The organism is Glutamicibacter endophyticus, assembly GCF_048457885.1.
Taxonomy (GTDB): Bacteria; Actinomycetota; Actinomycetes; order Actinomycetales; family Micrococcaceae; genus Glutamicibacter; species Glutamicibacter endophyticus.
In genome coordinates, this window is record NZ_CP174200.1 from 3282457 (window position 1) to 3309390 (window position 26934).

Annotated in this window: 26 protein-coding genes; 9 read left to right on the top strand and 17 right to left on the bottom strand. The window is 59.8% G+C overall.

Annotated elements, in window-relative coordinates; all coding sequences use genetic code 11:
* The first annotated feature begins 192 nt into the window (after window positions 1-192).
* Window positions 193-771: an NADPH-dependent FMN reductase gene (locus ACJD00_RS15275; protein WP_418907745.1), complete on the top strand. Its 579-nt coding sequence runs from the start codon at window positions 193-195 to the stop codon at window positions 769-771.
* Between the two features lie 198 nt (window positions 772-969).
* Here the strand turns inward: ACJD00_RS15275 and ACJD00_RS15280 are convergent, their stop codons facing one another.
* Entirely contained in the window at window positions 970-1344 is a 375-nt protein-coding gene (locus ACJD00_RS15280; protein WP_418907746.1) for a winged helix-turn-helix transcriptional regulator, read from the bottom strand.
* 80 nt (window positions 1345-1424) lie between these two features.
* On the opposite strand from ACJD00_RS15280, the gene ACJD00_RS15285 reads away from it, so the two are divergent.
* Window positions 1425-1832: a RidA family protein gene (locus tag ACJD00_RS15285; protein ID WP_418907747.1), complete on the top strand. Its 408-nt coding sequence runs from the start codon at window positions 1425-1427 to the stop codon at window positions 1830-1832.
* A gap of 126 nt (window positions 1833-1958) precedes the next feature.
* Here ACJD00_RS15285 and ACJD00_RS15290 read toward each other — a convergent pair whose 3' ends face one another.
* A complete protein-coding gene (locus tag ACJD00_RS15290; RefSeq protein ID WP_418907748.1) occupies window positions 1959-3425 on the bottom strand; it encodes a chlorohydrolase family protein in 1467 nt (488 codons plus the stop codon).
* A 734-nt stretch (window positions 3426-4159) separates the two neighbouring features.
* On the opposite strand from ACJD00_RS15290, the gene ACJD00_RS15295 reads away from it, so the two are divergent.
* Window positions 4160-4675 (top strand): tetratricopeptide repeat protein, encoded by a 516-nt coding sequence (locus tag ACJD00_RS15295; protein ID WP_418907749.1) that lies wholly within the window; start codon window positions 4160-4162, stop codon window positions 4673-4675.
* Here the strand turns inward: ACJD00_RS15295 and ACJD00_RS15300 are convergent.
* Entirely contained in the window at window positions 4672-5994 is a 1323-nt protein-coding gene (locus ACJD00_RS15300) for a YjiH family protein (protein ID WP_418907750.1), read from the bottom strand. The genes ACJD00_RS15295 and ACJD00_RS15300 overlap by 4 nt on opposite strands.
* A gap of 691 nt (window positions 5995-6685) precedes the next feature.
* Between ACJD00_RS15300 and ACJD00_RS15305 the strand changes: the two genes are divergently transcribed.
* Window positions 6686-8719, top strand: coding sequence for a S8 family serine peptidase (locus ACJD00_RS15305; protein ID WP_418907751.1), 2034 nt, complete (start codon window positions 6686-6688; stop codon window positions 8717-8719).
* A gap of 275 nt (window positions 8720-8994) precedes the next feature.
* Here the strand turns inward: ACJD00_RS15305 and ACJD00_RS15310 are convergent, their stop codons facing one another.
* Together ACJD00_RS15310 and ACJD00_RS15315 are read right to left on the bottom strand one after the other, a co-directional pair.
* Complete coding sequence (locus ACJD00_RS15310) at window positions 8995-10005, bottom strand: FUSC family protein (RefSeq protein WP_418907752.1); 1011 nt, start codon at window positions 10003-10005, stop codon at window positions 8995-8997.
* 266 nt (window positions 10006-10271) lie between these two features.
* Window positions 10272-11189, bottom strand: coding sequence for a LysR family transcriptional regulator (locus tag ACJD00_RS15315; RefSeq protein WP_418907753.1), 918 nt, complete (start codon window positions 11187-11189; stop codon window positions 10272-10274).
* Window positions 11190-11329: 140 nt separating this feature from the next.
* On the opposite strand from ACJD00_RS15315, the gene ACJD00_RS15320 reads away from it, so the two are divergent.
* Together ACJD00_RS15320 and ACJD00_RS15325 are read left to right on the top strand one after the other, a co-directional pair.
* Window positions 11330-11881, top strand: coding sequence for an AAA family ATPase (locus ACJD00_RS15320; protein ID WP_418907754.1), 552 nt, complete (start codon window positions 11330-11332; stop codon window positions 11879-11881).
* 127 nt (window positions 11882-12008) lie between these two features.
* Window positions 12009-12365, top strand: a complete 357-nt coding sequence (locus tag ACJD00_RS15325; RefSeq protein WP_418907755.1) for a hypothetical protein — start codon at window positions 12009-12011, stop codon at window positions 12363-12365.
* A gap of 69 nt (window positions 12366-12434) precedes the next feature.
* Here the strand turns inward: ACJD00_RS15325 and trpS are convergent, their stop codons facing one another.
* The 10 genes from trpS to eat form a co-directional block, all read right to left on the bottom strand.
* A complete protein-coding gene (gene trpS / locus ACJD00_RS15330) occupies window positions 12435-13475 on the bottom strand; it encodes a tryptophan--tRNA ligase (protein ID WP_418907756.1) in 1041 nt (346 codons plus the stop codon).
* A gap of 139 nt (window positions 13476-13614) precedes the next feature.
* Window positions 13615-13797, bottom strand: a complete 183-nt coding sequence (locus ACJD00_RS15335; protein WP_418907757.1) for a hypothetical protein — start codon at window positions 13795-13797, stop codon at window positions 13615-13617.
* Between the two features lie 142 nt (window positions 13798-13939).
* On the bottom strand, window positions 13940-14896 hold the full coding sequence (locus ACJD00_RS15340) for a D-alanine--D-alanine ligase family protein (RefSeq protein ID WP_418907758.1): 957 nt from the start codon (window positions 14894-14896) through the stop codon (window positions 13940-13942).
* The gene (gene alr / locus ACJD00_RS15345; protein ID WP_418907759.1) at window positions 14893-15996 is read right to left on the bottom strand and encodes an alanine racemase; all 1104 of its coding nucleotides are present in this window, start codon (window positions 15994-15996) and stop codon (window positions 14893-14895) included. Before alr ends, ACJD00_RS15340 begins: the two co-directional genes overlap by 4 nt.
* The gene (locus ACJD00_RS15350) at window positions 15993-16652 is read right to left on the bottom strand and encodes a M15 family metallopeptidase (RefSeq protein ID WP_418907760.1); all 660 of its coding nucleotides are present in this window, start codon (window positions 16650-16652) and stop codon (window positions 15993-15995) included. The genes alr and ACJD00_RS15350 overlap by 4 nt, the downstream gene beginning before the upstream one ends.
* A 200-nt stretch (window positions 16653-16852) precedes the next feature.
* On the bottom strand, window positions 16853-17653 hold the full coding sequence (locus tag ACJD00_RS15355; protein ID WP_418907761.1) for a 3-oxoacyl-ACP reductase: 801 nt from the start codon (window positions 17651-17653) through the stop codon (window positions 16853-16855).
* Between the two features lie 36 nt (window positions 17654-17689).
* Entirely contained in the window at window positions 17690-19066 is a 1377-nt protein-coding gene (locus ACJD00_RS15360) for an aldehyde dehydrogenase family protein (protein WP_418907762.1), read from the bottom strand.
* Window positions 19063-19830 carry a gamma-glutamyl-gamma-aminobutyrate hydrolase family protein gene (locus tag ACJD00_RS15365; RefSeq protein WP_418907763.1) on the bottom strand — a complete coding sequence of 256 codons (768 nt, stop codon included), beginning with the start codon at window positions 19828-19830 and terminating at the stop codon, window positions 19063-19065. Before ACJD00_RS15365 ends, ACJD00_RS15360 begins: the two co-directional genes overlap by 4 nt.
* Window positions 19831-19863: 33 nt before the next feature.
* Window positions 19864-21261 (bottom strand): glutamine synthetase family protein, encoded by a 1398-nt coding sequence (locus ACJD00_RS15370; protein ID WP_418907764.1) that lies wholly within the window; start codon window positions 21259-21261, stop codon window positions 19864-19866.
* A 54-nt stretch (window positions 21262-21315) separates the two neighbouring features.
* On the bottom strand, window positions 21316-22752 hold the full coding sequence (eat, locus tag ACJD00_RS15375; RefSeq protein ID WP_418907765.1) for an ethanolamine permease: 1437 nt from the start codon (window positions 22750-22752) through the stop codon (window positions 21316-21318).
* Between the two features lie 175 nt (window positions 22753-22927).
* Between eat and ACJD00_RS15380 the strand changes: the two genes are divergently transcribed.
* The 3 genes from ACJD00_RS15380 (at window position 22928) to ACJD00_RS15390 (ending at window position 25526) form a co-directional block, all read left to right on the top strand.
* Complete coding sequence (locus ACJD00_RS15380; protein WP_418907766.1) at window positions 22928-23653, top strand: FadR/GntR family transcriptional regulator; 726 nt, start codon at window positions 22928-22930, stop codon at window positions 23651-23653.
* Window positions 23654-23752: 99 nt separating this feature from the next.
* Window positions 23753-24442 carry a response regulator transcription factor gene (locus ACJD00_RS15385; protein WP_418907767.1) on the top strand — a complete coding sequence of 230 codons (690 nt, stop codon included), beginning with the start codon at window positions 23753-23755 and terminating at the stop codon, window positions 24440-24442.
* The gene (locus ACJD00_RS15390; protein ID WP_418907768.1) at window positions 24432-25526 is read left to right on the top strand and encodes a sensor histidine kinase; all 1095 of its coding nucleotides are present in this window, start codon (window positions 24432-24434) and stop codon (window positions 25524-25526) included. The genes ACJD00_RS15385 and ACJD00_RS15390 overlap by 11 nt, the downstream gene beginning before the upstream one ends.
* On the opposite strand, the gene ACJD00_RS15395 is transcribed toward ACJD00_RS15390, so the two are convergent.
* Together ACJD00_RS15395 and ACJD00_RS15400 are read right to left on the bottom strand one after the other, a co-directional pair.
* Window positions 25523-25810: a putative quinol monooxygenase gene (locus ACJD00_RS15395; RefSeq protein ID WP_418907769.1), complete on the bottom strand. Its 288-nt coding sequence runs from the start codon at window positions 25808-25810 to the stop codon at window positions 25523-25525. The genes ACJD00_RS15390 and ACJD00_RS15395 overlap by 4 nt on opposite strands.
* A gap of 128 nt (window positions 25811-25938) precedes the next feature.
* Window positions 25939-26877, bottom strand: a complete 939-nt coding sequence (locus ACJD00_RS15400) for a hypothetical protein (protein ID WP_418907770.1) — start codon at window positions 26875-26877, stop codon at window positions 25939-25941.
* Between the last annotated feature and the right edge of the window lie 57 nt (window positions 26878-26934).

A 26934-nucleotide genomic window follows, 5' to 3' on the forward strand; every position in this document is an offset into this window, starting at 1 on the left:
TTTCCAGATTTCCGCTCGCCAAGGTGGAAAATCGTGAAAATTTGCATCCATTGATGTAAATCTCGCGTAGATAGAATTCGTCGGTGACTAAAGACTGGAGACTGCGGGAGGAGCTCAACATCAGAGTATTAGCCAACTCGGACGGCAGATTCCCTAGCGAAGTAGGCAGAATCTTTCTGCTAGGGTACGGGTGTGCCACTGACACTCCCTGTGATTTCCTGCAGCCTTGACCCCGCCAGCCTTAGCCGCGGCTTGGCCGTCCAAGCAGCGCAAATCCTGCAGAATCACGGGCACAATTCGGAAGTAATCGATCTGGCGGAATTCGAACTTCCAATCTTCGACAATAACGAGATTTTCAGCGACCCAGGATTTGCGCTTTTACATCGGCGCATTCGGGAAAGCGACGGCATTGTCCTCACTTTCCCGATTTACAATTGGGCTCCCAACGCCGCAGTCAAATCTCTGATTGAAGCTACCGGAGCCACCGGCGATGGCCGTAATACCTCGGCGTGGTTCGACAAGGTCGTTTCGTTCGTGTGCTCGGCTGGTCTCCCACACAGTTACATGGCGACGACGTCGCTTGCCGGTTCGTTGATGAATGATTTCAAGTGCGTGATCAACCCGTATTCCGCATACTTTTCCGGTCGCGACTGGGAAGAGGGAAAGCTTTCAGATGACCGGACGAAACGTCTTACCAAGACCATGCATGTTCACGCCGAACTCGCTGCCCTACTCTCCTCGCGTAGCTACACGTCAACATGGGAAGTGTAAGTTCATCGCGTTCAACCTTCAGAGAAATCGCGAAACGCAACCCTATTCTCAAGGGCTCCAGGCTACTAATCCGGATGACCGCCACAACTCCCTAGGACTTCCCTGAAGCAATCCACTCAGGTAACAAGCTCAAGGCACTGCCTTATTGGGTCGGCATGTCAGCGCCTAGGTGCTCTACTGGCCGAATACTAGAGAAATCTATGAGTCTGCCCCGGCTTCAGCGTCGTCAAATGCTTCGCGCGCGGCGTCAATCTCCGGTAAGTAGTCCTCGGCCCATTTCAATAGTTCATCCACCGGCCTGCGCAGGGTTTTCCCGAGTGGTGTAATGCTGTACGTTACTGCGACCGGACGAGTGCTGGCCACGCTCCGCTCTATGACACCGTTTCGCTCAAGTCGTCGCAGAGTTCCCGTCAATGACTTCTGAGTAACCCGTGGAATCGCCCGGCGTAACTCATTGAATCGACAAGGTTTCTCACAAAGTTCGTTCATGACCGAGAGCGACAATTTGTCGAGCACTTGATCAAGCAGCTCACGGTGCGCCGGCGTGACGCGTAGCTCGTTAGTGGTATCCATGCTGAAACCTAGTCTCGTTGAAGTGCCCCGTAACGGGCGCATAGCTTGATGATACCCACTCACAACAAAGGAGAAACTCCGTGGCCGTTCATCGATTCAGTCCCGCCAATATGCTGGAACCAGCCCCCTATGACCACGTCGCGGTTGCGACTGGCACTCGTCACATCCATGTCGCCGGACAGGTGGCGTACCGACCTGACGGTGCGCAAACTCCGGACAATCTCAGAGATCAGGCGGCGCAAGCCTTACGCAACACCGCAACGGGATTGGCCTCTGTCGGCGCGACCTTCGACGATGTCGTCCGGCTAACGATCTACGTCACCGACTGGCAAACTGGGAAAATCAACGAGCTCATGGAGGGCATCTATTCCGTAGCCCAAGAAGTGGGGCTACCTACCCCAATGCCACCGTCCTCGCTCATCGGCGTCGAAATGCTCTTTGATGCCCAAACGCTCATAGAGATCGAGGCGACGGCCATTCTCGATTAAGCCCAATGGTGGGCTGCTACATTGCAACTGTGGCATGCCCACCAACAACACGTCGTACCTCGGAGCCGACCGTCAGGAGGCCCCCAACTCCGAAAGCCGCCTGCGACGATATCCTAGGGACGAAAGTTAGCGCACCGGAAAGCTCGCCGGGAAGAGCTCCGCGGTGGGCCGATGCTTATAGTCACTGACGCTAAATGCGGCCATGTACTTATCTAGAAAATCTTGTGCGCGCCGCTGATAGTCGCTGGTGTCCACGGTAACGATCTGTTTGTCGGACACGATGGTTCGTCCGGCCACCGCGACATGTGTGATATCGCGGCCGTCGCAGTTCATGATTAGAGTGCGGATCGGGTCGGCATTCGGTCCGATATGGGTGCCGTTGAGGTCCAGCACGAAATAGTCGGCCTGCGCACCGGGCGCCAGCCGGCCCAGATCCTCGCGACCTAACGCATTCGCCGGCTCTAAGGTAGCGGCCCGGAAGAGATCTCGTCCCTGGGCGCTGGTCATCGAACCCGTATGTGCCTTGGTCATGCCCATCGCCAAGTCCATCGCGCGGATCATGTTCGGCGGGGCGGAGTCGGTCCCCAGCACCACCCGCACTCCCTGCTCGCGGTAGGAGTCGAAATCTTCAAGGCAAACACCGTAGTGCGCGGTAGGAATCGGGCAGAAAATCACCGATGCTCCCGAGGCGGCGAGTAGCGCAAGATCGTCGCCCTCTCCAAATTCTTCGGGCATATGCCGGTTTCCGGGCACCGTCCAAGCGTGCGGTATAAAAGTTCTTTCGGTCAGAAAGCCCAGCGAATCCAAGTACGGGAGCGGGCGCATTCCGGTGCGCTCGACGATGGCCTGCACTTCGAATAGCCCCTGAGCGGCATGCAAACGTACCGGAACACCCAATTCGTCAGCGGCCTGGCGGGTAAGTTTGAGCGTTTGTTCGGTCTGGGTTTCAATGCGCGCAGGGAGTAGCGCCGTGCGGATCAGCCCATTTGCGGCGTTCTCAAAGTCTCGACAGAATTCTATGGCCTGCTGTAGGCCCACAAGCCCTTTGCCTTCGTCCAAGTGCAACAGCTGCTGCGTGCCATCGGTATAGGGAACGTGAGTGCGGTAGCTTGGTCCGAGGTACGCGCGCAGTCCTAGCGCTTCGACGGCCTGGGCCATTTGAGCCATGTCGGCGTAGTCCTCGCACCACGGCTTATAGGTTTCGGCCGCGATCGGCATGATCGTGGTGATGCCGTTGCGCACTAGCTGGCTGATGGCGAATTGGCGGCGGAACGCCTCTTCTTCCTCGGTGAATACCGCACCATGGTTATGCAAGTACTCCTCGGACCACGCCAGTCCTCGGCGTAGGTCGCCGCTGGTGAAGGAATCAAAGATTGCGTGGTCGATATCCGAGAGCGCGTTGAGGTCGATAAAGCCAGGCGACACGATGGCATTTCCTGAGTCCACTTCGATGTCGACATGCCCTGGATAGTCGCGTCCAACGAAGAGCACGATGCCGTCCTCATGGACAAGTTCACCCTGCGGCCAAATGCAGTGGTCCCCGTCTTGGTAGCCGATGACGAAAGCGGCGCTGATGCGGGTGACCTGCCCCATTGAGTACTCCTTGGCTCGCGTGGAAAGCTGCGGTGCGGTTAGGTGCGCACCGTGCTCCAGCCTACCGACTTAGATCCACATTTGGTATACCGAAAGATACATCCGTCCGCCAAGCGCATTCATCCGACCTTGCACCACCGTGCTGGCGTCGAGGCCTCGCGAAACCGTCTAGAGGGATACGGTTTGGACCGAGCAGCCAGGGGTCCAGAAGTCTTCACATCCAGCACCATCGCCGTCGACCACCTGGGCCTGGTGTTACTTGCGGTTAGACTTCTTTCACTCGTAGCTCTGAGCATCGCGGAATCGAAGAAGCGAGAACGGACATAGGATCGCCTCTCGCGCCATAACGCCGTTTCAGCACTTGCTTGAGGCGCTTCAACTGCACCGATTCACATCGCTCACTTCAGTCAGTAACGTCCTTGAAAGTTGGCGCCAGTTCAGGACTCATGACGAAGGACCAAAAAAAGCAGACTAATCTCCCATCACGCCGAGCACAGTCGGCACTAACGAGAGGACCTTGCCCCTAAGTCTTAACTGCCCGATCGCACAAGGAAAAATTTGCAAAGTTTCGACTAGGCTCGACGTCGCCGCCGCTCCATTTAGTTCAGATCTAGCCAAATACCATCGAAGGCTTGTTCTCGAATTACGAAGCGGCGGCCATGCTGAACAAGAGCGCCAAGCCGTCAGCCCCCATGCAAGAATGAGCCACTTGGCACTACGACAGGAGAACCGCAATGTACGAGGGTTTGTCTCACGACCTCGCCGAAGCAATTCGGTCGGGGTATGCGTTGCGCAACCGCAACGACATGGCGCCAACGATTCGCTTCTTCGAGCAACTACTAGAGCAATATCCCAACAATGCCGTTGTCCGCTACGAATTGGCCGGAGCTCACGATTCCGCGGGACATGAGCAGCAAGCGCGTGAGCTCTACGAGCAAGCCTTGCAACAAGGCTTGAGTGGCGAACCCCTGCGGCGTTGCCTCTGCCAATATGCAAGCACGCTGCGTTGGCTGGGCGAACTCGACGCCTCGCGTGCCATACTTGAGCAAGCACGCGCCCAGTTCCCCAATTCGGAAGGTGTGAAGGTGTTTTCCGCACTCACCTCCCTTGAAGCTGGCCAGACCGACGCGGCCGTTGGCGAACTGCTCGAGGTCATCACCGCGCACCACGGGCATACGGACCTCGGGCGCTGGAGCGACGGCCTGGCAAGCCTGGGTCGCTGGCTGAAGGACGGGCGACTCAATACCTAGAGGATCAGTGAGACAAGCGGCGTTGCGATAAGAATCGTCAGCGCCACACGCTGGAACCAGATGACGACCATCTGCCATAGTTTCAGCGGAATGCTGGTCGCCAAAATACAAGGCACCAATGCGGAGAAGAAGATAATCGCCGAGACACACACGATGCCGATCACCATACGCAGCTCGAGTGACTCGTGACCTGCGGCCAGCGTTGCCGGCAGGAACATTTCAGCGATCCCTGTGGCCGAGGCCTTGCCAGCCAGTAGCGGATCGTCGAGACCAACCACCCAGCCGAAGGGTGCAAACAGGTAGCCGAGCCAGGTGAATATCGGAGTGAATCGGGCCAGGACCAGCCCGAGCAAACCAATCGAAAGAATCGAGGGAAGGATGGCCATCGCCATCTTCAACCCGTCGAGAAGATTCTCGCCGATATTACGTCCCAGCCCCGGTGCTCGCTTAAGTGCGATCATGGCCTCAGCGGACGCCACCTTAAAGCGGTTGCCCTGGGCCTTTTCCTCTGGCAAGTGCTTCACACCCAAGTAGGTAGTGTCAGGAATGCGCGATAGCGGCGGAATCCGCACGGTAATTGCCGTGACCGCAAAGGTCACGAGGAGCGCTAACCAGAAGTAGGTCCCCCAGTACGGCATCAGGTCCACAGCTTTGGCAACAATCACCATGAAGCTGGCCGATACGGTGGAAAACCCTGTGGCAATGATCGCCGCTTCACGCCCGGTGTAGCGTCCGCCCCTATACATGCGGTCGGTGAGCAACAGACCCAGCGAGTAGCTACCTACAAAAGAAGCCACCGCATCAACGGCCGAGCGTCCCGGGGTGCGCCAAAGGGGCTTCATGATCGGCTGGCAGAACACTCCAATGAATTCCATGAGGCCATAGCTGACCAGCATGGCCAAGAAAATCGCGCCGATCGGCACGATGAGGCCCACCGGCACCACGAGCGAGTTCAGCAGGAATGGCCCCATATCCTTTTGCAAGAGCCACTGTGGTCCCCAACCAAAGGTCAGCGCCACGCCCACAACCAATCCAACAATATTGGCGAAGGCAAAGAACATGCGCATCGGCGATTTCTTCCACGCACCATTGGCGAAAGGCAGCACGGTACCGGCGGCCAAGAGCGCCAGAATGTAATAAGGCACGGCTCCGCCCGCAGCGGCACGCACCCAGGTGACCAAATGATCGAGCAGAATGGTGCTCTTCTCGTTGATGGTCACCGGCACGAAAAACACGGTGATGCCGATCGCGCTATACAGCACGAAGCGCAAGACATCCCACGGTTTGGTAGGCTCTCTGGTTTCCAGAGCGTTAGACATGATGGTGTTCCCTTCGGGCAATGATCTTAGATCTATGGAACCCGACGGCAGCGGCCGATAGTGACCCCGATCGCACCCTGTGTCTGGAATATCGGATTTCCCATGCGATTCGGCTTAGCATCCCGTGCGATCCCGACACCTTGAGAGCGGCGAGCCTGCTTCACTCCGAGACCCCTGCACCAGCGCCCGGCCAAAGCCACGCCTCGAGCCACCGAACGCTTTTGGTGAGCTTCCCCTCTGGCTTGGGTCCCAACACATACTCAACTCCGAAACGCCGACATGTGAGTCAGAAGCGAAGCGAGCGAAAAACGCCTAGCCATTTCATTAGCTGCGAACCAGTGCTTCATTAAGGCCAAACCGTTTAATCAATAGATTAGTCAATCATCCGCAAGTCTTTAGTTCACATGGGCGCACACTTGACCGCCGGGGTCGATTGCACCCAACTCACGGCCGTCCACTTCAACAAAGATGCTCTTACCGGTGCGCGAGTTACACGTTTAGTGTGGTCAGAACAGATATGAAAATTTTGCACTCTCGAAACTCGCATTAGATCGCCATTCATTTTTCAAACCCGCGAACCCATTGGGGAGCTCGCTCGGAAATATGTGAAATATCTTTTTAGTACATGCGTGAATATAAAAGATTTATTTGAGAAGTGCTTCCATTCAGGACAACAATGCGGCTAGGCTCCATGTCGGCACACACCAAACCGATTGATCACCGGCTTTTGTGCGCCCAAAATCATCCAACAAGGAGAACATCAATGGTACGTTTTTCTACCCCACTGAGGCGATCTTTGGCTGCCTCCGCAGCGGTCGTGATCGGATTGACCGGCTTCGGCGCCGGTGCATTGCCAGCATCCGCACTTCCCGTGATGGCACCAGCAGAAAAGCCCGCTCCAGCGCCAAGCAACGACGCTAAAGTCATGCTCGGTTCCGTTCAGCCCGGCGAGCCATACGACCAATTCATCGTCACCTACAAGGCCTCGGCCAAGGAGTCGGGCAAGTCTGGTCGGGCCAAGGCGTGGGGTAAAGCGGCCAAAGAAGCAGGGGTATCCGTCAAGGAACTGCGCTCAATGGCAACCGGCGGTTTTGTGGTCAAGGCCAACAAAAAACTCAAGGACAGCGACGCCAAATCTTTCATGGCTGAAATCGCCAAGTCAGGTCTCGTGGAATCCGTAGAACCCGATGCAATCATGAAGATTTCCATGACTCCGAATGACACCCGCTACGGCGAGCAATGGCACTACAGCGGAACCAACGGCATGCGTTTGCCTTCTGCTTGGGACATCTCCACCGGATCGGGCAGCGTTGTTGCTGTCTTGGATACGGGGATCACCTCGCACTCGGACCTGAACGCTAACGTTCTCTCCGGATACGACTTCGTCTCCGACTCTTCGTCGGCCCGCGATGGCAACGGCCGTGACGCAAATCCCCAAGATGAAGGCGACTGGTACGCCGCAGGCGAATGTGGCAGCCGCAGCTCAGGTAATTCCTCCTGGCACGGCACCCACGTAGCCGGTACCGTCGCCGCGGTCACCGGAAATGCCAAGGGCGTTGCCGGAGTTGCACCTAACGCCAAGATCCAGCCAGTTCGTGTTCTGGCCAAATGCGGAGGAAACCTCTCCGATATCGCAGACGCCATTGTCTGGGCCTCGGGCGGATCTGTACCGGGCGTCCCAGCCAACAGCACCCCAGCCGACGCGATCAACATGTCCCTCGGCGGTGGCGGCGCGTGCGGCGCCACCTACCAGGCAGCCATCGACTCTGCCGTTTCTCGAGGCACCTCTGTCGTTGTCGCCGCTGGCAACGAAAGCCAGAACGCATCGAACTCGCGTCCAGCAAACTGCAACAATGTCATTACCGTGGCCGCCAGCAACCCCTCAGGAGCCCCGTCCTACTACACGAACTACGGCTCAGCTGTTGACGTGACGGCCCCCGGCGGCGACACTCGCTACTCCGGCCAAGGTGTACTCTCTACCATCAATACCGGTAGCACCACACCGTCATCTGAAGGCTACGCTTTCTACCAGGGCACCTCCATGGCTACCCCTCACGTAGCTGGCTTGGTGGCGCTGATGAAGTCCCAAAAGCCTTCGCTGACGCCAGCCCAGGTTGAAACCGCTGTAAAGAGCGGCACCCGCCCAATGCCAGGTGGCTGCAACATCGGTTGTGGCACCGGATTGGTTGACGCAACCAAGGTCATGTCCGCCCTCTCCGGCTCCACTCCGGATCCGACTCCGGACCCAACGCCAGCCCCTGAGCCAAGTGGAAACCTGGTGAAGAACCCAGGCTTCGAAGACGGCTCAACGAACTGGAGCTCCAATCGCGCCGACACCTTCGAGAGCGGTGCAGCCGCCCGCTCCGGCAACGGCCTGGCTGGGCTCAACGGCTGGGGTAGCCCGAGCACCTACACGCTGGACCAGAAAGTGAGCATTCCATCAAATGCCTCCAGCGCACAGCTGGACTTCTACCTGCGGGTGTTGACCAATGAATACACCTCGTACACCGCATACGACAAACTTTTCGTCCAGATTATCGACGGCTCCAATACCTACAATGTAGGCACCTGGTCGAATTTGGATGCCAGCTCGTCGTACGAGAAGAAGAGCATCAGCTTGGATAATTTCCGCGGCAAGACTGTCACCCTGCGCTTCTACGGAGCAGAAGACAGCGCGCTGGCGACTGTATTCCGCATCGATGACGTATCGGTGACCGCCGGGTAGTCCCGCACTTCAGTGAACGCCACATAGGCAGAGGGAAGAGGCTCGCGCCTTGCCCTCTGCCTATGCTTTTTCATACCTCCCTCGAAATTTTCGAGGTCAGGTTCACTCCAAGGCCCACCGACCGGTCTTGCCGGTCGCCGAAGACGGTTGGCGTATGGAACGAGGCTCGGTTCCGATACGTTCCGACGAAGCCACCGACATTCCAACTCTCGGCGTACCGTTGCTGCTAACCGACCGACAAGGTACAACAAATTCGGTACCCGCGCGGAGCGAAGTTAGCCCACGGCTCCACTTGCATATTGCGTGCGTGGCCGGCGCTCGAACACGGCGGCCGCTGCGATCCCGAGAATCACGCCCAGCAGGTTACCGATGGCGCAGTCCCACATCACCTGAACACCGAGCGTCGGGTTAGCCAGCTGCAACATCAGAATGATTACCGGCGTGAAGAAGCTCAGGGCCAACCCGTAATTGCGAACCATATAAGCCTCAGTCGGAAACATCAGCGCGAGGATCACCAAACCCAACATCAGCTCGCTTGGCCGCAGATAGTAGATTCCCAGAAGCACACCCATGCCCACCAGCGTTCCGGCGATCCGGTGTGCACCGCGCTTCAGCCGTCCCCGAGCACTGCCAGCGGCCAGCGGCACTACGGCCCCGACCATGATCCACTGCAGATGCTCCACCTGCAGGGTGATGCCCACGGTCCCCGCCACAAGTACCACGGCCAGGTACGTGCCTGCACGGCGCAGGACGTTAGGCCAAGGAAAGGCGATCGTTTCGACTCCGCGTTCTGTCGACGGTCCGAACTTTGCCGCCTGACCCAGCACAATACTGAATAACGCGGTGACCACGAATGTTGCCAAGCCGTCTACGGCCGGATGTTCTCCGACCGGGAGCGTTCCCAAGGCACAAAAAGCGAAGAGCGGAAAGAAGGCGCCGCCGGGCTTGAGGCCGTACCGATCCGCGACCACCGAGCTGAAGGCAGCCCAGAGCATTCCTCCAGCCAACAAAGACCACCCATGCAACTCAAAGGGTGCCAGCATGATGCCGCAAATACCCGCGCAGAGCATCATGACCGCTCCATGTACCTGATTCTTGAAGCGCTGTAGCCGACGTGGGTCACGCCCATACATTCCGACAACCGAGCCGAAAACCGCATAAACAAGAAGATCTGTGCGGCCAACAACTAAAAGCGCCGCCCCTGGAACGGCCAGTCCGAGACCAACGCGCAGGGCGGGTCGGATTTCCGGGACATGGGAGATCAGAAACAATTGCCAGTTTGCCAAGGCTGCCAGCCTCGTTCTGATCGACGAGCTTTCACCCGTAGTGCGCAACTGATCACCAGCCATCAGCGGGCCACCCGAACCAACGAGGTGTCGAACCGCGAGCGCACACCCCTCAACATCACCCGTAGCACCGTGCTGCGTTCTTCCACGTTTTCTCCCCCGTATGACTTGGCGCCGCTCATTCCTTTGTGAATCCGGGCCTGTTACTAGGGTTGACGAGTCTGGTTCATTAGATCAAACAATTAGTACCGATGACTCAATAGAAGCTACTTATCATACCTACTAGACGCGGGTTCAGTCGTCGGGAAGGCATCGAAAATGACTTTCGTTAACGCCTGCGACATGAGCGTTTGAGGGTTACCGTCTTCCATGACAAGAGAGATTTGCGACGTGACGACGGGATCATCAAGTTTGGTGATCATAATTTCCGGCAATTGACCCAAGGGTGGCAGCCACTGCTTAGGAACGATGCTCGCCCAATGCCCCGTAGCGACATGCGCCAGCAAGGTCACAATCGAATCGCATTCAACGCGCGGCGAGACGCTCAGACCTTCTTGAGCCAGCCTCTGTTCAAGGACCTGACGACCGCGCAATGAAGAATCCAACAAGCACAGCGGCAGTTCCAACGCCTTCTGCCAGGTTGCGTCCCCCAGGCAATCGAGCATGTCCACTGACGTAAGCAGGACATGCTCCTCCGAATACAACCGGTAGACCAGCAACCCCGCTAGGTCTTCTGGCTCAGCGTAGATGAGACCTGCGTCCAGCTCGTAGTTCCGAATCCGCCGAAGAATATCTGCGGAGTGCAGACCCGCCTGCACGTTGACCGTGACGTCTGGATGCGTGCGGGCAAACCTATCCGTCAGGACAGCCACGGTCGACGAGGCCGCCGGAACGGTACCCACTCGTAGCGTTCCCCTCAGACCCTCTTGGAGTACGGAGATCTCCTGTTTTAACGACTCTTGATCCTTGAGCAGTTTCCGCGCCCACTTCAATACCGCCTCGCCTTCGACGGTGAATCCCTGGAATGCGTGCCCGCGACGGACTAACGGTGTGCCGAGCTCCTTTTCCAGCTTGCGAATCCCCTCGGACAGTGCCGGTTGGGACACCGAGCATTCGTCGGCTGCGTGGGCGAAATGCCGTTCATTGGCCAACGCTACGAGGTACTCCAGCTGTCTAAGCATCATGGATCTATTGCATCATTCCCCGAAGCCGCAAGAGGCACACAAGGCCTACCTCGAGTCTCCGCGCCTAAGCTCGAGTCGTTTACGCATCATTAGAAGCCACGTCATACCGGCTTGAGCTGGGTCCTGCCTACCATTGGATAATGCGCACCGGGTCTGAAACCACTCGTCTGATCGTTATCCGCGGAAACTCTGGCAGCGGCAAGAGCTCGCTCGCGGCGGCATTGCGTCAGGCGAACGAGCGGCCCACCGCGATACTCGGCCAAGATGTGCTGCGCCGCCAGATCCTGCACGTAGCAGAACGCCAGGGCAACGCGGCGATCGGCTACCTAGATCTCTCGGCGCGCTACGCGCTGGACCTCGGGATGGACGTCGTCATCGAGGGCATCCTCTACGCTGAAATCTACGGAGACATGCTGGCGCAGTTGGCCGCGGATCATCGGGGCCCCAGCCTTTTCTACCGCTATGAGATGGGCTTCGAGGAAACGCTACGACGGCACGACACAAAACCTAGCTCGGGCGAGTTCGGCGAGCGCGAGATGCGCTCGTGGTGGCGCGGACGCGACCCGATGCCCCATGTCGCCGAGACCGCGCTCGGTGAAGACTTGGGGCTCGGCGAAGCGGTGACCCGCATCCTCGCAGATTCCAGGTGCCGCCCTACACCCGAACCTCCGCGGGCACCACCGCCACATTAAGCCATCTGCGCGCAAGCCAGCCAGCTAGATGGACCCCGCTGCTACGATGCCGAACATGGTGAAATTTCCGGTGATCACAGCGACTTCGCGAGTAGCTCCCCAGCATTTTCATGCTCGGTGGTGCGATGTGGAAACCCACCCCGAGTGGGCCCCGGGGATGGAGTACATTCGTCTCGAGGGACCATTGCGGCCCGGGGTCCGCGGGGTCATGAAGACTCGCGACGGCGATGAAACACCGATGATGGTGAGCGATATTGTTCCGGGACTCGCCTTCCAAGACACGGTATTCCTCGACGGCGGCTCGTTGACGGTCCGCCACGAGTCTCATGCAGCGGATGGAGGAAGCCGACTCGAACTTCATGCCACCATCGACGGGCCAAAGTCCGAAGAGCTTGCTTCGGCTATGGCCGGGCTGGAAGATGTGCTTGCCTCAGATCTTGCCGGGCTCATCGCACTAGTCGAACGCGAGCAGGCGGCCCACTAGGCGCTGTGTTGGTGGAGGCAACCCCGAATGCTGGATTGCCCGTGCTCGCTGCTCCACGGGTCGCGATAGCTAGTAAAGCGTGCCCATTGCCTGGCGCACGTCGGCTAGCGTCTGTTCGGCTTCGTCATTGGCACGTTGCGCCCCGCGCTGAAGGATCTGCGACACCAACTCCGGTTGCGCGGCAAACTCTGCCCGCCGCGCGCGGTGCTCGCGCAGGAAATCGTTAACGGCATCCGTGACCAATCGTTTGAGCGCGCCACTTCCGGCGGCACCTATCTCGTCAGCTAATTGCAGTTCCTCGCGCCCGAGACAGAGCGCGGCGGTGCTCAGTAGCGCCGAAACACCTGGTCGCCGTTCTGGATCGAAGCTCACGTGCCGTTGAGAATCGGTGCGCGCTCCTCGGATGAGGGCGGCCGTCTCATCGGCACTCATCCCCAAACCAATAGCATTTCCGTAGCTCTTGGACATCTTGCGCCCATCGAGTCCGGGTACGTGCGGCGCTGCGGTCAGTAGCGCGTCTGGTTCCGGGAAGAGCGCACCGTAGCGGTCGTTGAACCTGCGGGCAATAGTGCGGGTCATTTCAACATGCGGGAGGTTGTCTTTACCCACGGGCACCACATTGGCCTTGCAGAAAAGGATGTCTGCGGCCTGGTGCACCGGATAGGTCAAGAGCAGTCCCGACATGGCTCGACCCGACGATTCGCGTTCGGCCTTCACTGTGGGATTGCGGTGCAGTTCGGCTTCTGAAACGAGTGAGAGGAAAGGAAGCATCAGTTGGTTCAGTGCTGGAACCGCTGAGTGCGTGAAAATTGTCGTTGTCTCCGGATCCAAACCCGCCGCCAAGTAATCCAAGACCGCGTTGTGCACATTCTGGCGCACCGCGCCCATGGAATCTCGGTCGGTAATCACCTGGTAGTCGGCGAGAATGATAAAGGTTTCCACTCCCGCTTGTTGAAGCAGCAGGCGTTCGACGATGCTGCCAAAGTAGTGGCCCAGATGGAGGGCACCGGTGGGGCGTTCGCCACTCAGCACCCGGTATTCCTGTGGCGCTTGAGTGATGTGATGAGACAGTTGCTCGGAACGTTCTTGAGCGGACAGAAAAGTTTGCATGATTTCTCCGTGCGATAGGGCGCCCACGGGCCCGCACGGTCGTCATGCGACCATAAAAAATCCACGAACCGGCGGGCAGCTCGTGGACATGACTGAACCGGGCTGCGTTAGCGCAGCCACCACCAATTGAGGTTTAGGTTCATGGTTCTACCTTATCGCGTGTTTCACGTTGAAGCTCGCGTTCGATGGTCTCCTCGCGCCGCTCCGCCCGAGATGTGTAGGTCAGCACGCGATACAACACGACAACAAGGGCGATTACCGTCAGTGCGGGCAGCACAAAGATGAATACAACTTCGTACGCATTAGGCGTCATGATATTCACCGGATCAACTCTTCTCATCGAATCTTCACGTAACGGCGGGCGGCTAACACCCGCATGTTGTGCTGGAATTTTCTCTATTAGGCTAACATTTCCGGATCGGACGGGCCCTCCTCCTAAAGGATGAGGGCGCAGCTTTCCCGTCCTAGGGTCGCAATGCCGCGCGGACCATGGATTGCACCAGATCTGCGTACTCGATGCCCGCTGCAGCGAACATCTGTGGCACCTGGGAGTGTGCTGTCATGCCGGGCATCGTATTCACTTCGATCAGCACCGGGCCCCGCGTGGTGAGAAAGAAGTCCATCCGTGCCACGCCCGCGCAGCCTAACTCGCGGTACAGAGCCTTTGCCGCGTCACTGAGCGACTGTGCCTCTGCAGGTGTCAGCGCCGCCGGCACGCTGAACGTCGCCGTCCCGTCGTATTTGGTCGCCGTATCGAACAGACCCTGCGCATGGATTTCAAGGGCTGGAGGTGTAAATAGTTCACCGCCGGGTTCTTGCAGGACCGCGACGTCGATTTCTCGCCCGCGCACCATGTGTTCGACGACGATGCGCTCGTCGAACTGCGCAGCGGTTTCTAAGGCCTCGCGTAATTCCTCAGGGGTGGAGGCCGCCGACACACCGTAGCTGGATCCACTCGAGGCGGGCTTAACGACCACCTCTCCCTCGAAATGCACCCGATCGCGCTCGGCGGCGCAGACCAGCTGTCCTTGGGCGGTGGCGATCCCCAAACTTTGCGCCACGAGCTTGGTGGACCACTTATCCATGCCCAACGCTCCGGCGCGCAGGCCCGAGCCCACCACCGGGACGCCGGTCAGTGCACAGAGCGCCGCCAGTGTCCCGTCTTCACCCAGTGGCCCATGTACCGCGGGAAAGACCACCTCGGCCTGATCGAAGAAGCGCAGGGCGGAGGCTACCGAGGCGGCAACGGTCTCGCCGAGCGGCTCCCCATCTTTGCTCCAGCGTCCATCGAGGTCGATCGTCAACGCGATCACGGTATATCCCCGGGAGCTCAGCGCCTTTCCGATGGAGGCGGCGGTGGCCAGCGATACGTTGTGCTCGGCATTTTGGCCGCCACCGATAACGAGAATGTGGGTAGTCATTGAACGCTCCTGATAACACGTGGTCCGATAGTGCAAATTATGGTGTGGGCGATGCTCTGCGCCCAGTTGGCCCACTCGGCCAGGGTGGGTGCCCCGCTGGCCGCTGCGCCGAAGATGGTGGCCGTGGTGCCGCGTGCATAGCGGTGGGGCCCGGTGTCGATGATGATTTGGTCCATGCTGACCCGGCCCACCACCCTGTGCCGACGGCCTGCGATTTGCACGCTGGCATCGGTAGAGATCTCCCGTGGGATGCCGTCGGCGTAGCCCACCGGCAAGACACTCAGGTACCCGTCGTGGGTGCTGCGGTACATGCCGCCGTAGCCCACACTGGTACCTTCCGAAGCCCAGACACTATGCACCACCGGTGCGGTCAGCCGGGCAGGAGCGGCAAGATCGGTGCGCCCAGAGGGGTCGATCCCGGCCAGTCCGGCGCCGAATCTCACCATATCGAAATGGGTGGTTGGGTCGGTGAGGGTGGCCGCGGTGGCCGCTAGGTGCAACTTAAGCTGCCCCAGCCCTAATGCGGTGGCCCGCGCTTTCGCCGCAGACATAGCCCGTACGGCTTGGGCATTAAGTTCCGGTTCGGCACGATCTGCCTGCGCCAAATGCCCCATCAGCCCACCGACCCGGATCTTGTTTTGGCGCTGGGCCCGGGCGGCCGACTCGAAAAGCGCCGGCCAATCCAAGGGCGAGGCTCCCTCCCGGCACATGCCCACATCGAGGTGCAGGTGCACGGTGACCGGTGCGGCCGAGTGTTGCCGCAGGAGCGCATTGAGCTCCTCGAGCGAACCGATTGCCACCGCGATCTGGTGCTCGGCGGCCGCCGCAGCATCAATACCGGAGGCGTTGAGCCACGTCAGTATTGGCGCACGCACACCGGCCTCGCGCAGTGCCACAGCTTCGCCCAAATCCGTGGTCCCAAGACGTGTGGCACCGCCACCAAGTGCGGCGCGAGCCAAAGTGTGTGTACCCAAACCGTAGCCATTGGCCTTAACTACCGCCATCACTTCGGCGGCGCTCCGGCTGCGGGCGATGGCAATATTCTGCGCAATTGCCCGAGGGTCAATCCAGAGGGTTGGTCGATGCAGGTCCCCGTTCACGAATGCATCCGAGGGTCTTCGGTGGGGTCCTTATACATTTCCGGGCAGCCGGTTTCGCTGGCCTCGGAGCGGTATTCAAAGTGCCACGACTCGTTGGCGTAAATCTGGCAGAGACCATAGTGTGCCCCATACCGGGAGAGCCAGTCGCGGGCGTCCGCTTGCCCCACGTCGACCGCATCGCCGGAAACGTGGGCGGAAGTTTCGGCGGTGGCGACCCAGCGGGCCGCCTCGGCCGCGGAACCATAATTGGCTTCGGCCTGCTGAAGCAATTGACGTTGCAGAGCCGGCGAGCGCCAGCCGCTGTTGATGTAGATGGTGATTCCGCGCTTTTGCGCATCACTCGCGGCCGCACTCAATGCTTGGCGCAGTTCCGAATCGAGCTTGCGAACCCCGGCGGTATCCGAGTGCACCGTGGTGCCCTTGGGAACATCTCCCCCGTCCTCGCCCACTCCACCAGAGAACAGTTTCGTGACGGCCTTGGTCACGTGGCTAAAGGAGTCGGAGAGCCAGGCGGTGGGGCGCAGGTTGCCGGTGTCGAGGACCATGGCCGGGAGCATGGCAGCGAGCATCACCAGCAGGGCCACCACTCCGCGTGCTGCCAGTGCCGTCAGGCGCTTCTCGCCCGGTGTGTGCTTGGAGTTCTCATCATTGCTCATGAGGACTAGTCAACGCGGAGGGATGTTGCCAGAGCGTATCTACTTTTCAATACATTTTCGATATGTGCACGCAGGTAGCCTCATATGATGCGCACACCGGTGGCGGCAGTTCTACGCCGCCGTGTATACCCACCAACAATGCCGAGTGGCGCGGACCGTTCCCGGTCTGCGCCACTCGGCAGGTTCGCCGGCGCTACCGCTTAGAGCGGGGTCACGTAGGCACCGGCGATACCGCCGTCGACCAGGAACTGGCTGGCGGTGATGAAGGAGGAATCATCGGAGGCAAGAAAGGCCACGGCGGCGGCCAGTTCATCTGGTTCCGCAAACCGTCCCAGCGGAACGTGGACTAGGCGTCGGGCGGCTCGTTCGGGATCCTTGGCGAACAGCTCCTTGAGCAGCGGGGTGTTCACCGGGCCTGGGCATAGTGCGTTCACGCGGATGCCCTGCCGAGCGAACTCCACACCCAGTTCTCGGCTCATGGACAGTACGCCGCCCTTGGAGGCCGAGTAGCTGATCTGGCTAGTGGCCGCTCCCATCACCGCGACAAAGGACGCCGTATTGATGATCGAACCGCGGCCCTGTTCTTGCATATAGGGAAGTACATACTTGCAGCAGTAGTACACGCTGGTCAGGTTGACTTCCTGCACCTTGCGCCAGGCCTCGATCCCGGTCTCCAAGATGGAGGCGTCGTCCGCCGGAGAGATTCCCGCGTTATTGAAGGCGATATCCACCGAACCATGGGTCTCTTTAGTGGTTGCGAACAGGTTCTTTACATCCTCTTCGTTGGTGACGTCGGTGCGGACAAAGGAGCCACCGATCTGATCGGCGACCCGTTGGCCGACCTCGTCCGCGCAGATATCGGCGATCACCACGGTGGCGCCCTCATGGGCCAGGCGTTTTGCGGTGGCTAGGCCAATACCCGAGGCGCCCCCGGTGATGGTCGCTACGCGGCCGGCCAGTCGGTTGGTGACCAGTCCGTTGTAGGGTGCGGTTTCGCTCATGATATTTCTCCTTAGGTTTCGGGTTAGAGCTCGTGCTTAGTCGTCGGTACCGATGAAAACGTTCTTGACCTCGGTGAAGGAATCCAGGGCATCGGGACCGAGTTCGCGCCCGAGTCCTGACTTCTTGAAGCCGCCAAAGGGCGTGGAATAACGCACCGAGGAGTGCGAATTCACCGAGAGGTTCCCGGCTTCCACACCGCGCGAGACGCGCAGGGCTCGGCCCACGTCACGGGTCCAGATCGACCCGGACAATCCATAGTCGGTGTCGTTGGCCAGTGCGATGGCCTCGGCTTCGTCCTCGAAGGGCACCACAGCGACAACGGGGCCGAAAACTTCTTCGCGCAAGATGCGATCGGCGCGATCGCGTGGCAGCACCACGGTAGGCGGGAACCAAAAACCCTCGCCGCCCGGTGCCTCACCCTGAAAGGCGATGTCGGCGCGCCGCCCCTGCTCACCTTCGAGAAAGGACGCCACGGTTTCACGTTGCCTTGCCGAAATCAGCGGGCCCATGACCGTGTCCTCATGCAGCGGATCCCCCACCCGAACCTGGCGAACAGACTCTTCGAACTTTTCCATGAACGTCTCGAAAACGCTGCGCTGGACGAGGATCCGCGAACGCGCGCAACAGTCCTGTCCGGCATTGTCGAAGACTCCGCCCGGCGCCTGGGCCGCGGCCCGGTCCAGATCCGCGTCGGCGAAAATGATGTTCGCGGATTTGCCGCCAAGTTCTAGGGTGACGCGTTTGAGTTGCTCGGCGCAGCCACGCATGATGCCCTGGCCAACTTGGGTGGAGCCGGTAAAGACCACCTTGCGCACCGCCGGATGAGTCACGAAACGCTCTCCGACGATCGAACCCTTGCCCGGCAGGATCGTCAGCACGCCCTCGGGGATGCCGGCTTCCAGCGCGAGCTCTCCGAGACGCAGCGCAGTCAGCGGGGTCAGCTCGGCCGGTTTGAGCACCACCGTGTTGCCTGCAGCGAGCGCTGGGGCGAACCCCCAGGCGGCGATCGGCATCGGGAAGTTCCACGGAACGATTACCCCGACGACCCCCAACGGTTCGTGGAAGGTGATATTCACGCCGCCGGCCACGGGAATCTGTTTGCCGAAGTTTCGTTCTGGCGCGGCGGCATAGTAGTTCAGCACGTCCCGCACGTTGCCGGCCTCCCAGCGCGCGTTACCCAGAGTGTGCCCGGCGTTGGCAACTTCGAGCAGGGCCAACGCTTCAATCTCGCGGTCCACGATGGCAGCAAAACGGCGCAAGAGCAAGGCCCGGTCCGCCGGGGCCGTATGGCGCCAGGATTCGTAGGCGGCCGCGGCACGGGCGATGGCTCGATCCGTCTGCTCCAGGTCGGCCAGGGCGACGTCGCGGATCGGCTGTGCGGTTGCGGGGTTGATGACGGTATAGCTGCTCACAGTTGACCCTGCCTTTCTCGGTGTTGTGTGGTGCGTGCATAGCTGCGGGCGGCCTCGACGAACCCGGCAAAGAGCCGCAGGTCCTCGAGGTTTTCCTCGGGATGAAACTGGGTGCCCAGCACCCAGCCGGGGGCCTGTGGCATCTCGATCACTTCGGCGGTGCCATCGGCCGCGCGCGCCGTGACCTGCAGACCCTCGGCCACGTTCTCCAGGCTCTGATGGTGGTAGCAGGGTGCCGTGGCCTGCTGCCCGAGCAGGGTTTCGGCCAGCGAGCCACGCACCGTGGTGAAGTCCACGCTGCCAAACACCCCCGGGGCCGGTTGGTAGCGTGCCGCGGCATCCGGAATCAGGTCCGGCAGATGCTGGTTCAAGGTGCCGCCACGTTCCACATTCAGGATCTGCGCGCCACGACATATCGCGAACAACGGCAGTGCCCTCTCCAATGCGGCAGCGGTCAGAGCCATATCGTGGTCGTCGCGTTCGGGCTGCGCGGCCGTGGTGGGGTGCGCTTCGCGCTGGTAGTTCGCCGGGTCAACATCGACGCCGCCAATCACGATCAGCCCATCGAGCAGATCGAGCACCGTGGTGTCGGTGCCCAATGGTGGCAACAACAACGGGGTGCCGCCCACGGCCACGACCGCTTGGACATATTTGCCCGGCACAATTGCTGCCTGTGACTGCCAGACGCCCCAGGAGGCCTCCTGCCAGTAGGTCGTCAACCCGATGCGCGGACGGTACTCGTCGCTAAGGGGGTTTAAGTTCACCGTCGTCTCGATCCCTTCGATCGTTCTCGCTTGCTAGTGCCGCTCGAATCCGCGGCGCACTTCCCAGTCGGTGACCGCGGCGTTGAACTGTTCCAGTTCAATGTCGGCGTAGTGGGTGTAGTGCTTCACGACTTCTTCGCCAAATACCTCGAGGGCGATCTTTGAGTTGGCGAAGAGCTCTCTTGCCTCGGCCATGGTGTGTGGCACATGTTCTGCATCCGAGGCGTAGGCATTGCCCTCGATCATCTCCGGCAGCTCTAGTTCGTGCTTCATTCCGTACAGCCCACCAGCGAGCATGGCGGCCATTGCCAGATAGGGGTTTGCGTCGGCTCCGGGCAGGCGGTTCTCCATGCGCGCCCCATGCCCTTCGCCCACCAACCGTACCGAGCAGGTACGGTTATCCAAGCCCCAAGCCACCGCGGTGGGTGCGAAGGAGCCCTTGGCGAAGCGCTTATAGGAGTTGATATTCGGGGCGTAGAAGAGCGTGAACTCGCGCATCGTGGCCAGCACGCCGGCAATGAAATGGTTGTAAAGCTTGGTGCGCTTCCCCGTGGCAGGGTCCCAAAACGCCAAGGAGCCATCCAACCCGCGGAGCGACATGTGAATATGGCAGCTCGAGCCTTCTCGCTCGTTCGGCTTGGCCATGAAGGTGATCGACTGTCCGCGCTGGGCGGCCATATGTTTGGCCGAAAGCTTGTAGAACGTGTGGTTATCCGCCGTGGTGATCACATCGTCATAGCGGAAGGCGATCTCGTGCTGGCCGAAGTTGCATTCGCCCTTGGCCGATTCGACGATCATACCGGCCTCGTACATGGCGTTGCGGATATCGCGTAGTAGCGGTTCCACGCGCATCGATCCGAGGATCGAGTAGTCAACGTTGTATTGGTTGGCCGGGGTCAGATCTTTGAAGTTGCGTAGCGTGGCGTCCTCGTAGGAGTCCGCATACATCACGAATTCCAGTTCGGTGCCGGCTAATGCCACCAGTCCCAGCTCATTGGCCTTATCTTGCTGGGCACGTAGCAAGGAACGCGGCGAAACCGGCACCGGTCGGCCATCGGTGGTGGCGATATCGGCTTGGATGATCGCAGTCTTCTCCAGGTAGGGCACCCGGCGGATGGTCTGATAGTCCAGAACGAACTCCATATCGCCGTACCCGGTTTCCCAGCTGGTCAGCTTGTATCCATCGACGGTGTTCATGTCCGTGTCCACCGCGAGCAGGTAATTACAGGCCTCAGTGCCGTGGCTGAGCACGGTATCGAGGAAGAATTGACCGTGAATGATTTTTCCTTGGAGGCGTCCCTGCATATCGGTGAAGGCGAGAACGACTGAATCGATCACCCCGGCTTCGATGTCTTTGCTCAGTTGCTCGACCGATAGCATCCGGGAGTTCTTCACGGTGCTCTGCTTGTTCTGTGTGTCCTGAGTGGTCATGTGAAGTCCTGTTCCTAAGTCTCGTGGGTATCCGCTGGTGAAGTGTCTTGCCGCCTAGTTCAGTTGCTCCTCCTCGTTCTCGAGGAGAGCGAACTCTTCCTCCGGAGCGTTGGCGACGAGGTGGTGCCGGCTGTAGAACCAGAAGTAGGCCAGCGCGGCGAGGAATACGAGCGCGGTAATGCCTGCGGCGAGGACGTCGACCACGAAGGTGGCGATCAAGGCAACCACGGCCAATACCAGCGCGATCCCCGTGGTGATCGTGCCGCCCGGTGTCAGGTATCCGCGTTCTAGGTTTGGTTCCTTGATCCGCAGCACGATGTGGCTGAGATTCAAAAGTACGTAGGAGACCGTGGCTCCGAATACGGCGATATTGATTAGCAGGCCACCGTTGCCGGTGAATGCCGCGAGCAGGAAGCCAATGGTGCCGGGAACCAAGAGGGCGACCCATGGCGTGTGGCGGCCCGAGGTCAGCGAAAGCACCCGCGGCAGATAGCCGGCGCGCGATAGCGCAAAGAGCTGACGCGAATAGGCGAAGACGATGGAGAAGAAGCTGGCGATCAGCCCAGCAAGGCCGGCGTAGTTCACGAAGTTCGCAAGCATCGATCCCTCACCGAGCCCGGCCCGCAACGCTTCGGGAAGCGGCGACTCGGAATCGCTCATCGCTTGGGCGCCGGCGACTCCTGGCACCAGAACGAGCATCAAGGCGCCAAACACCAGCAGGATCATCATGGCGGTGATAATGCCCTTGGGCATGTCACGCTTCGGGTCGCTCGATTCCTCCGCAGCCAACGGCACGCCCTCGACCGCCAGGAAGAACCAGATACCAAAGACCAGAGCGCCCAGTGCGCCGGAGATACCAAAGGGCAAAAAGGCGCTGGATCCGGCCGAGCCGTCGGGCACGATATCGAAAAGGTTTGCCGCATCGAAGTGCGGGAGCAAGCCGACGACGGTCACAATCAACGCCACGACGGCAATGGCGGTAACTCCAAACATCACCTTGAGCGCCTCGCCGACGCCCCACAGGTGAATACCGACAAAGACGACGTATGTCACCAGATATACCGGCCAGGAATTGGTCATTCCGAAGAGCCCGAGCGCCTCGATGTAGCCACCGATGAATGTGGCGATGGCGGCCGGTGCCACGGCGTACTCGATCAGCACCGCCATGCCGGTGGCGAACCCGCCCAGTGGCCCGAGTGCCCGTCGGGCGAAGCCATAGCCGGCACCTGACGTGGGCAGAGTGGAGGAAAGCTCAGCGAGGCCGAAGACCATGCAGGTGTACATGACGCCCATCAGCAGGAAGGCGATCAGCAGTCCGCCCCATCCCCCGACCCCTAGCCCTAGGTTCCATCCGGAGAAGTCGCCGGAGATCACGTAGGCGACCCCGAGCCCGGCGAGCAGAATCCAGCCGGCGACGCCCCGGCGTAGTTGGCGGTGCTTCAAGTAGTCTTTGTCGACTGCGGCGTAGTCGATATGTGAGTTCTTTGCCATGGATGTTCCTCTGTCCTACAGAGATCGAATCTATTGGACTGAAATCAGTCCTTTGTTCCGGAACAACTGTGTCTTGCATCACTAGCTAGTGTCAATAGTTCTCGCGAAAACTCTTGCTCAAAAGTCTGAGAGCTGACCATTACATATCGGTTTAAGCTGTGGCAAGCTAGAGACTATGACGGAGAACGAGCCAGTTGAGCCCAATAGAGGCCTGCAGTTTCTGGGACAAGTCCGTAAGGGCAACGTCTTTGAGGAGACCGTGGGGCAGCTACTGCGCTCGATGCGCTTGGGTGTCTTCCCGCCCGGGGAAAAACTCCCCGCGGAACGGGACCTCGCCGAATCGCTGGGAGTTTCTCGCGCCACCTTGCGCGATGCCTTGGCCGAGTTGCAATCGGCCGGTTTCTTGAGCATCCAACGAGGCCGGTACGGCGGTGCTGTCGTGAGCGCAAGCCCCAAAACCGGAGCCGAGCCATTACGCCAAACCGATCGTCCGCGCGTTGAAGACGTGCTGGTCTACCGCTCCGTAGTGGAGCCTGCCGCTGCGGGCCTCGCGGCGGCAGCCCCGCTCAGCGCGGAACAACGTCAACGGCTCATGGCGGCACTCGCCTCCTTGGACTCCGCCGAGAAAGAGACCTACCGGCCACTGGACGCGCGCCTGCACATTATGATTGCCGACCTCTCGGGTTCGGCACTGCTCGCCAAGGCCGTGGCCGAGGCTCGCGACGCCACGAGCGAGCTGCTGGATCGTATCCCGTTCTTAGAGCCGAATATCGAGCATTCCCGGGAACAACATTCGCGCATCGTCGCAGCAATCATGGCCGGTCAGCCCGATGAAGCCAGAGCACTTATGCACGAGCACCTGGAAGGAACCGCTGCACTGCTACGTGGGTTCCTCAACTAAGGAAAACTACCGTCAAACGATGTCCAAGCACACCACGGTCCCCCGCACAGGCTAGTTTTCAATACATTCACGATATGTGCGCGCTCGTAGGATGGGAGCATGCGCGTACTGATCGTCGAGGACGAACCCCTAATGGCCGAAGGAATCCGTGACGGACTGCGGTTGGAAGCCATCGCCTCCGACATCGCCGGTGATGGCCACAGCGCCCTCGAGCTACTAGCGGTGAACTCCTACGACATCGCAATCCTCGACCGTGATATCCCCGGTCCCACAGGCGACGATGTTGCCCGGCAGATCGTGGCATCCGGCACCGGGCTGCCGATTCTGATGCTCACCGCGGCCGACCGCATCGATGAAAAGGCCAGTGGGTTCGAGCTTGGGGCCGATGACTACCTGACCAAGCCCTTCGACTTACAGGAACTGGTCATGCGGCTACGGGCGTTAAATCGACGTCGCGCCCATCATCGACCTCCGGTACGTGAATTGGCCGGCGTGAAACTAGACCCCTTCCGCCGCGAGGTATACCGCGACGGGCGCTACATCGCCCTGACGCGGAAACAATTCGCGGTACTTGAGGTGCTACTCGCCGCCGAAGGTGGTGTGGTCAGCGCCGAAGAGCTGCTCGAACGAGCCTGGGACGAAAACGCGGACCCCTTTACGAATGCGGTACGCATAACCGTCTCGGCACTCCGTAAACGACTGGGTGAACCCTGGGTCATTGGCACAGTTCCCGGGGCAGGCTATCGGATCGTAGATCGGCCAGATGAGGAGAATAGCGATGATGCGTAGATCCCGCGGGCTGAGCATCTCGCTGAAATTCACGCTCGGCTACTTCCTCTTCCTCGCCTTCGGTGGCGCGCTGCTACTCGTCGTGATCTGGCTCTTCCTACTGCGCTACGTACCGGACGGAAATCTCGGTTTAACCACCGGATTCATCCCCAACCGCTCGGATTTGTGGCGGGCCTTTAGCCCACATGCCGCCCGAGCTTTAATTTTCCTGCTGCTGCTAGCTCTCATCGGCGGGTGGTTGATCGCGCGCACCATGCTCGCACCCCTGAAACGGATTACGGCGGTCACCGATGCGGTGGCCAAGGGCGACCTCTCGCGCCGCATCAACTTGCCCGGGCCACGCAATGAACTGAGCAAGCTCGCCGATGCCTTCGACGGAATGCTCGACCAGCTCCAAGCTCACGTCGATGAACAACGGCGCTTCGCGGCCAATGCGTCCCACGAACTGCGCACCCCATTGGCCATCACCCAAACCCTGCTTTCCGTAGCCCAGCAACAACCGGAACCACCCAGCCGGGAACTGCTTGAGAAGCTGGCCGTGCTCAATACTCGCGCCATCGACCTCACCGAATCCCTGCTCCTGTTGGCCCGCGCCGACGCGCGAGCCTTCGAGCGCGAAGACCTTGACCTCTCACTGCTGGTGGAAGAGGCCACCGAAACCATGCTGCCGCTGATCGAGGAACGAAACATCACCCTCGATTTCAACTCGCAGCCGGCGCCAACGAACGGCAACTTTGCCCTGCTCCTCCAGCTGGTGAGCACCTTGCTGCACAATGCGATCGTGCACAATGGCGGCCCCGACCCGCACATTTGGATACACACCAGCCTCAACGCAGAATCGGTAACCCTCAGCATGGAGAACACCGGCGCCCCGGTTCCCGCCGAAACATTGCGGACCCTACTCGAACCCTTCCAGCGCGGGGCGGCACGCCGCCACGACACCGAGCGGGCCGGGGTCGGTCTGGGCCTAGCGATCGCACAAAGTATCACGCGGGCGCACGCCGGTAAGCTCGAACTGACCGCGCGTGACACCGGTGGACTCCGCGCCATGGTCACGCTACCTAGGGGCGCGCGGACGGCTTAATTGCCGGGGAGCTCCACGATCTCGTAATCGCGTCGAATTCCCGCGGTGGCCTGACCCCAAGTACTGGCTGCGGTGCGCGCCTGATGCGCGTCGAAGGCCGCACGATCGCTAAAGAGCTCGTTGACTTCCCACACCAGTTCGCTAGCCGTGGGAACGACCTCGAATTTCAGGCAGCCCGGTTCGTCATGGGTCAGCCGCTGATGCAGTGGAAGATTCCGGCGCACGATATCCGCCTCGTGCGCATCGGAGCAGTGCAATGTCCCGATGAGTTTGATCTGTGCCATGGGAGCCTCCCGGAGAGTGTACGGGCATCATAGCAACGGCCGGTGGCATACGCGCGCACCGCACGGCTTTGACATCCTTCGGCTGACGAGCTGGCTTCAGCCAAAGCGCACATGCTCCTCTAATTGGTCTAGTGGTGCTCCCGAGGAATCTGCGTCAGTTCCGACAATTGACGCTCCTGCAATGTGCGCAAGTTATGCAAACCCGGGTAAGACCTAAGACCCGATTTCCCGTGCAGTACTCGGACCGCTACGGCAGCGGCCAGCAGCCCACCACGCCCGCCAAGCATTAGCGGCTCGCCTTGTTGAAATTGGAGGATCAACGTGCCGCTGTTTCCGTCAGCGTCAATATTGGTTACCCCGTTGAAATAGAAGCTCAACCACACACCGTCATTGCGTCGACATAGGATTCGCTGGGTCGTGACTATGACATGGACTATCTGTTGCTCTCGCCATTGGGCCTGGGCGAAAGCTTGAGCCTGCCGACGTCGTGCGGCGTTGCCCATAGCGGTAATTGCCATACCCACAGCGACAAATGAGGCTCTCCCCATAAAGAAAGCTGAACTATGCATATACGTCGCATCGGTTCCGTAGAAACGCGCGTAGTGCCCCGGTGCAGAACATATAGCTTGTTCCTCAGGATGCAGGACAACTGACCAATCTATACCCATTGGTTGCCAGGAGTCCTCTAGTAAGTGTCCGGCGAGTTCAGCGGCAGCATATTGAGCGCTGAGCAGTTCCTCCCGCTCGGCAACAATCAATTTCTCGGCACGGGTAAAACGCCCACGCGCCCGGCGGAAAGCGCGCCACGCCAATCGCATTTTTCCAATAGATGTCAGGAGAAAAAAGATGCTTGCGCCGAGCATGGCCAACCACAGTAGGCCAAGGCCAAGGACAGTCCCGGGTTGTTTCTCGCTGTCCAGCTCGGTACCTACGTAGGCTATGAGAGCGAACCCGCCAATCCAGAGCATGGCGGCAAGTAACAAACGAAGCACCCACGGAAGGTGACGTTTCCACGTCGGATAATGGTCATATTCCATTGCCTTTATAGTGGCGAATCTGCCGGCCATGTGGTGACCGCTCCCTTTAGTCTAAGTTTTGTTGCTATCCAATCAGCCCAGAGTATC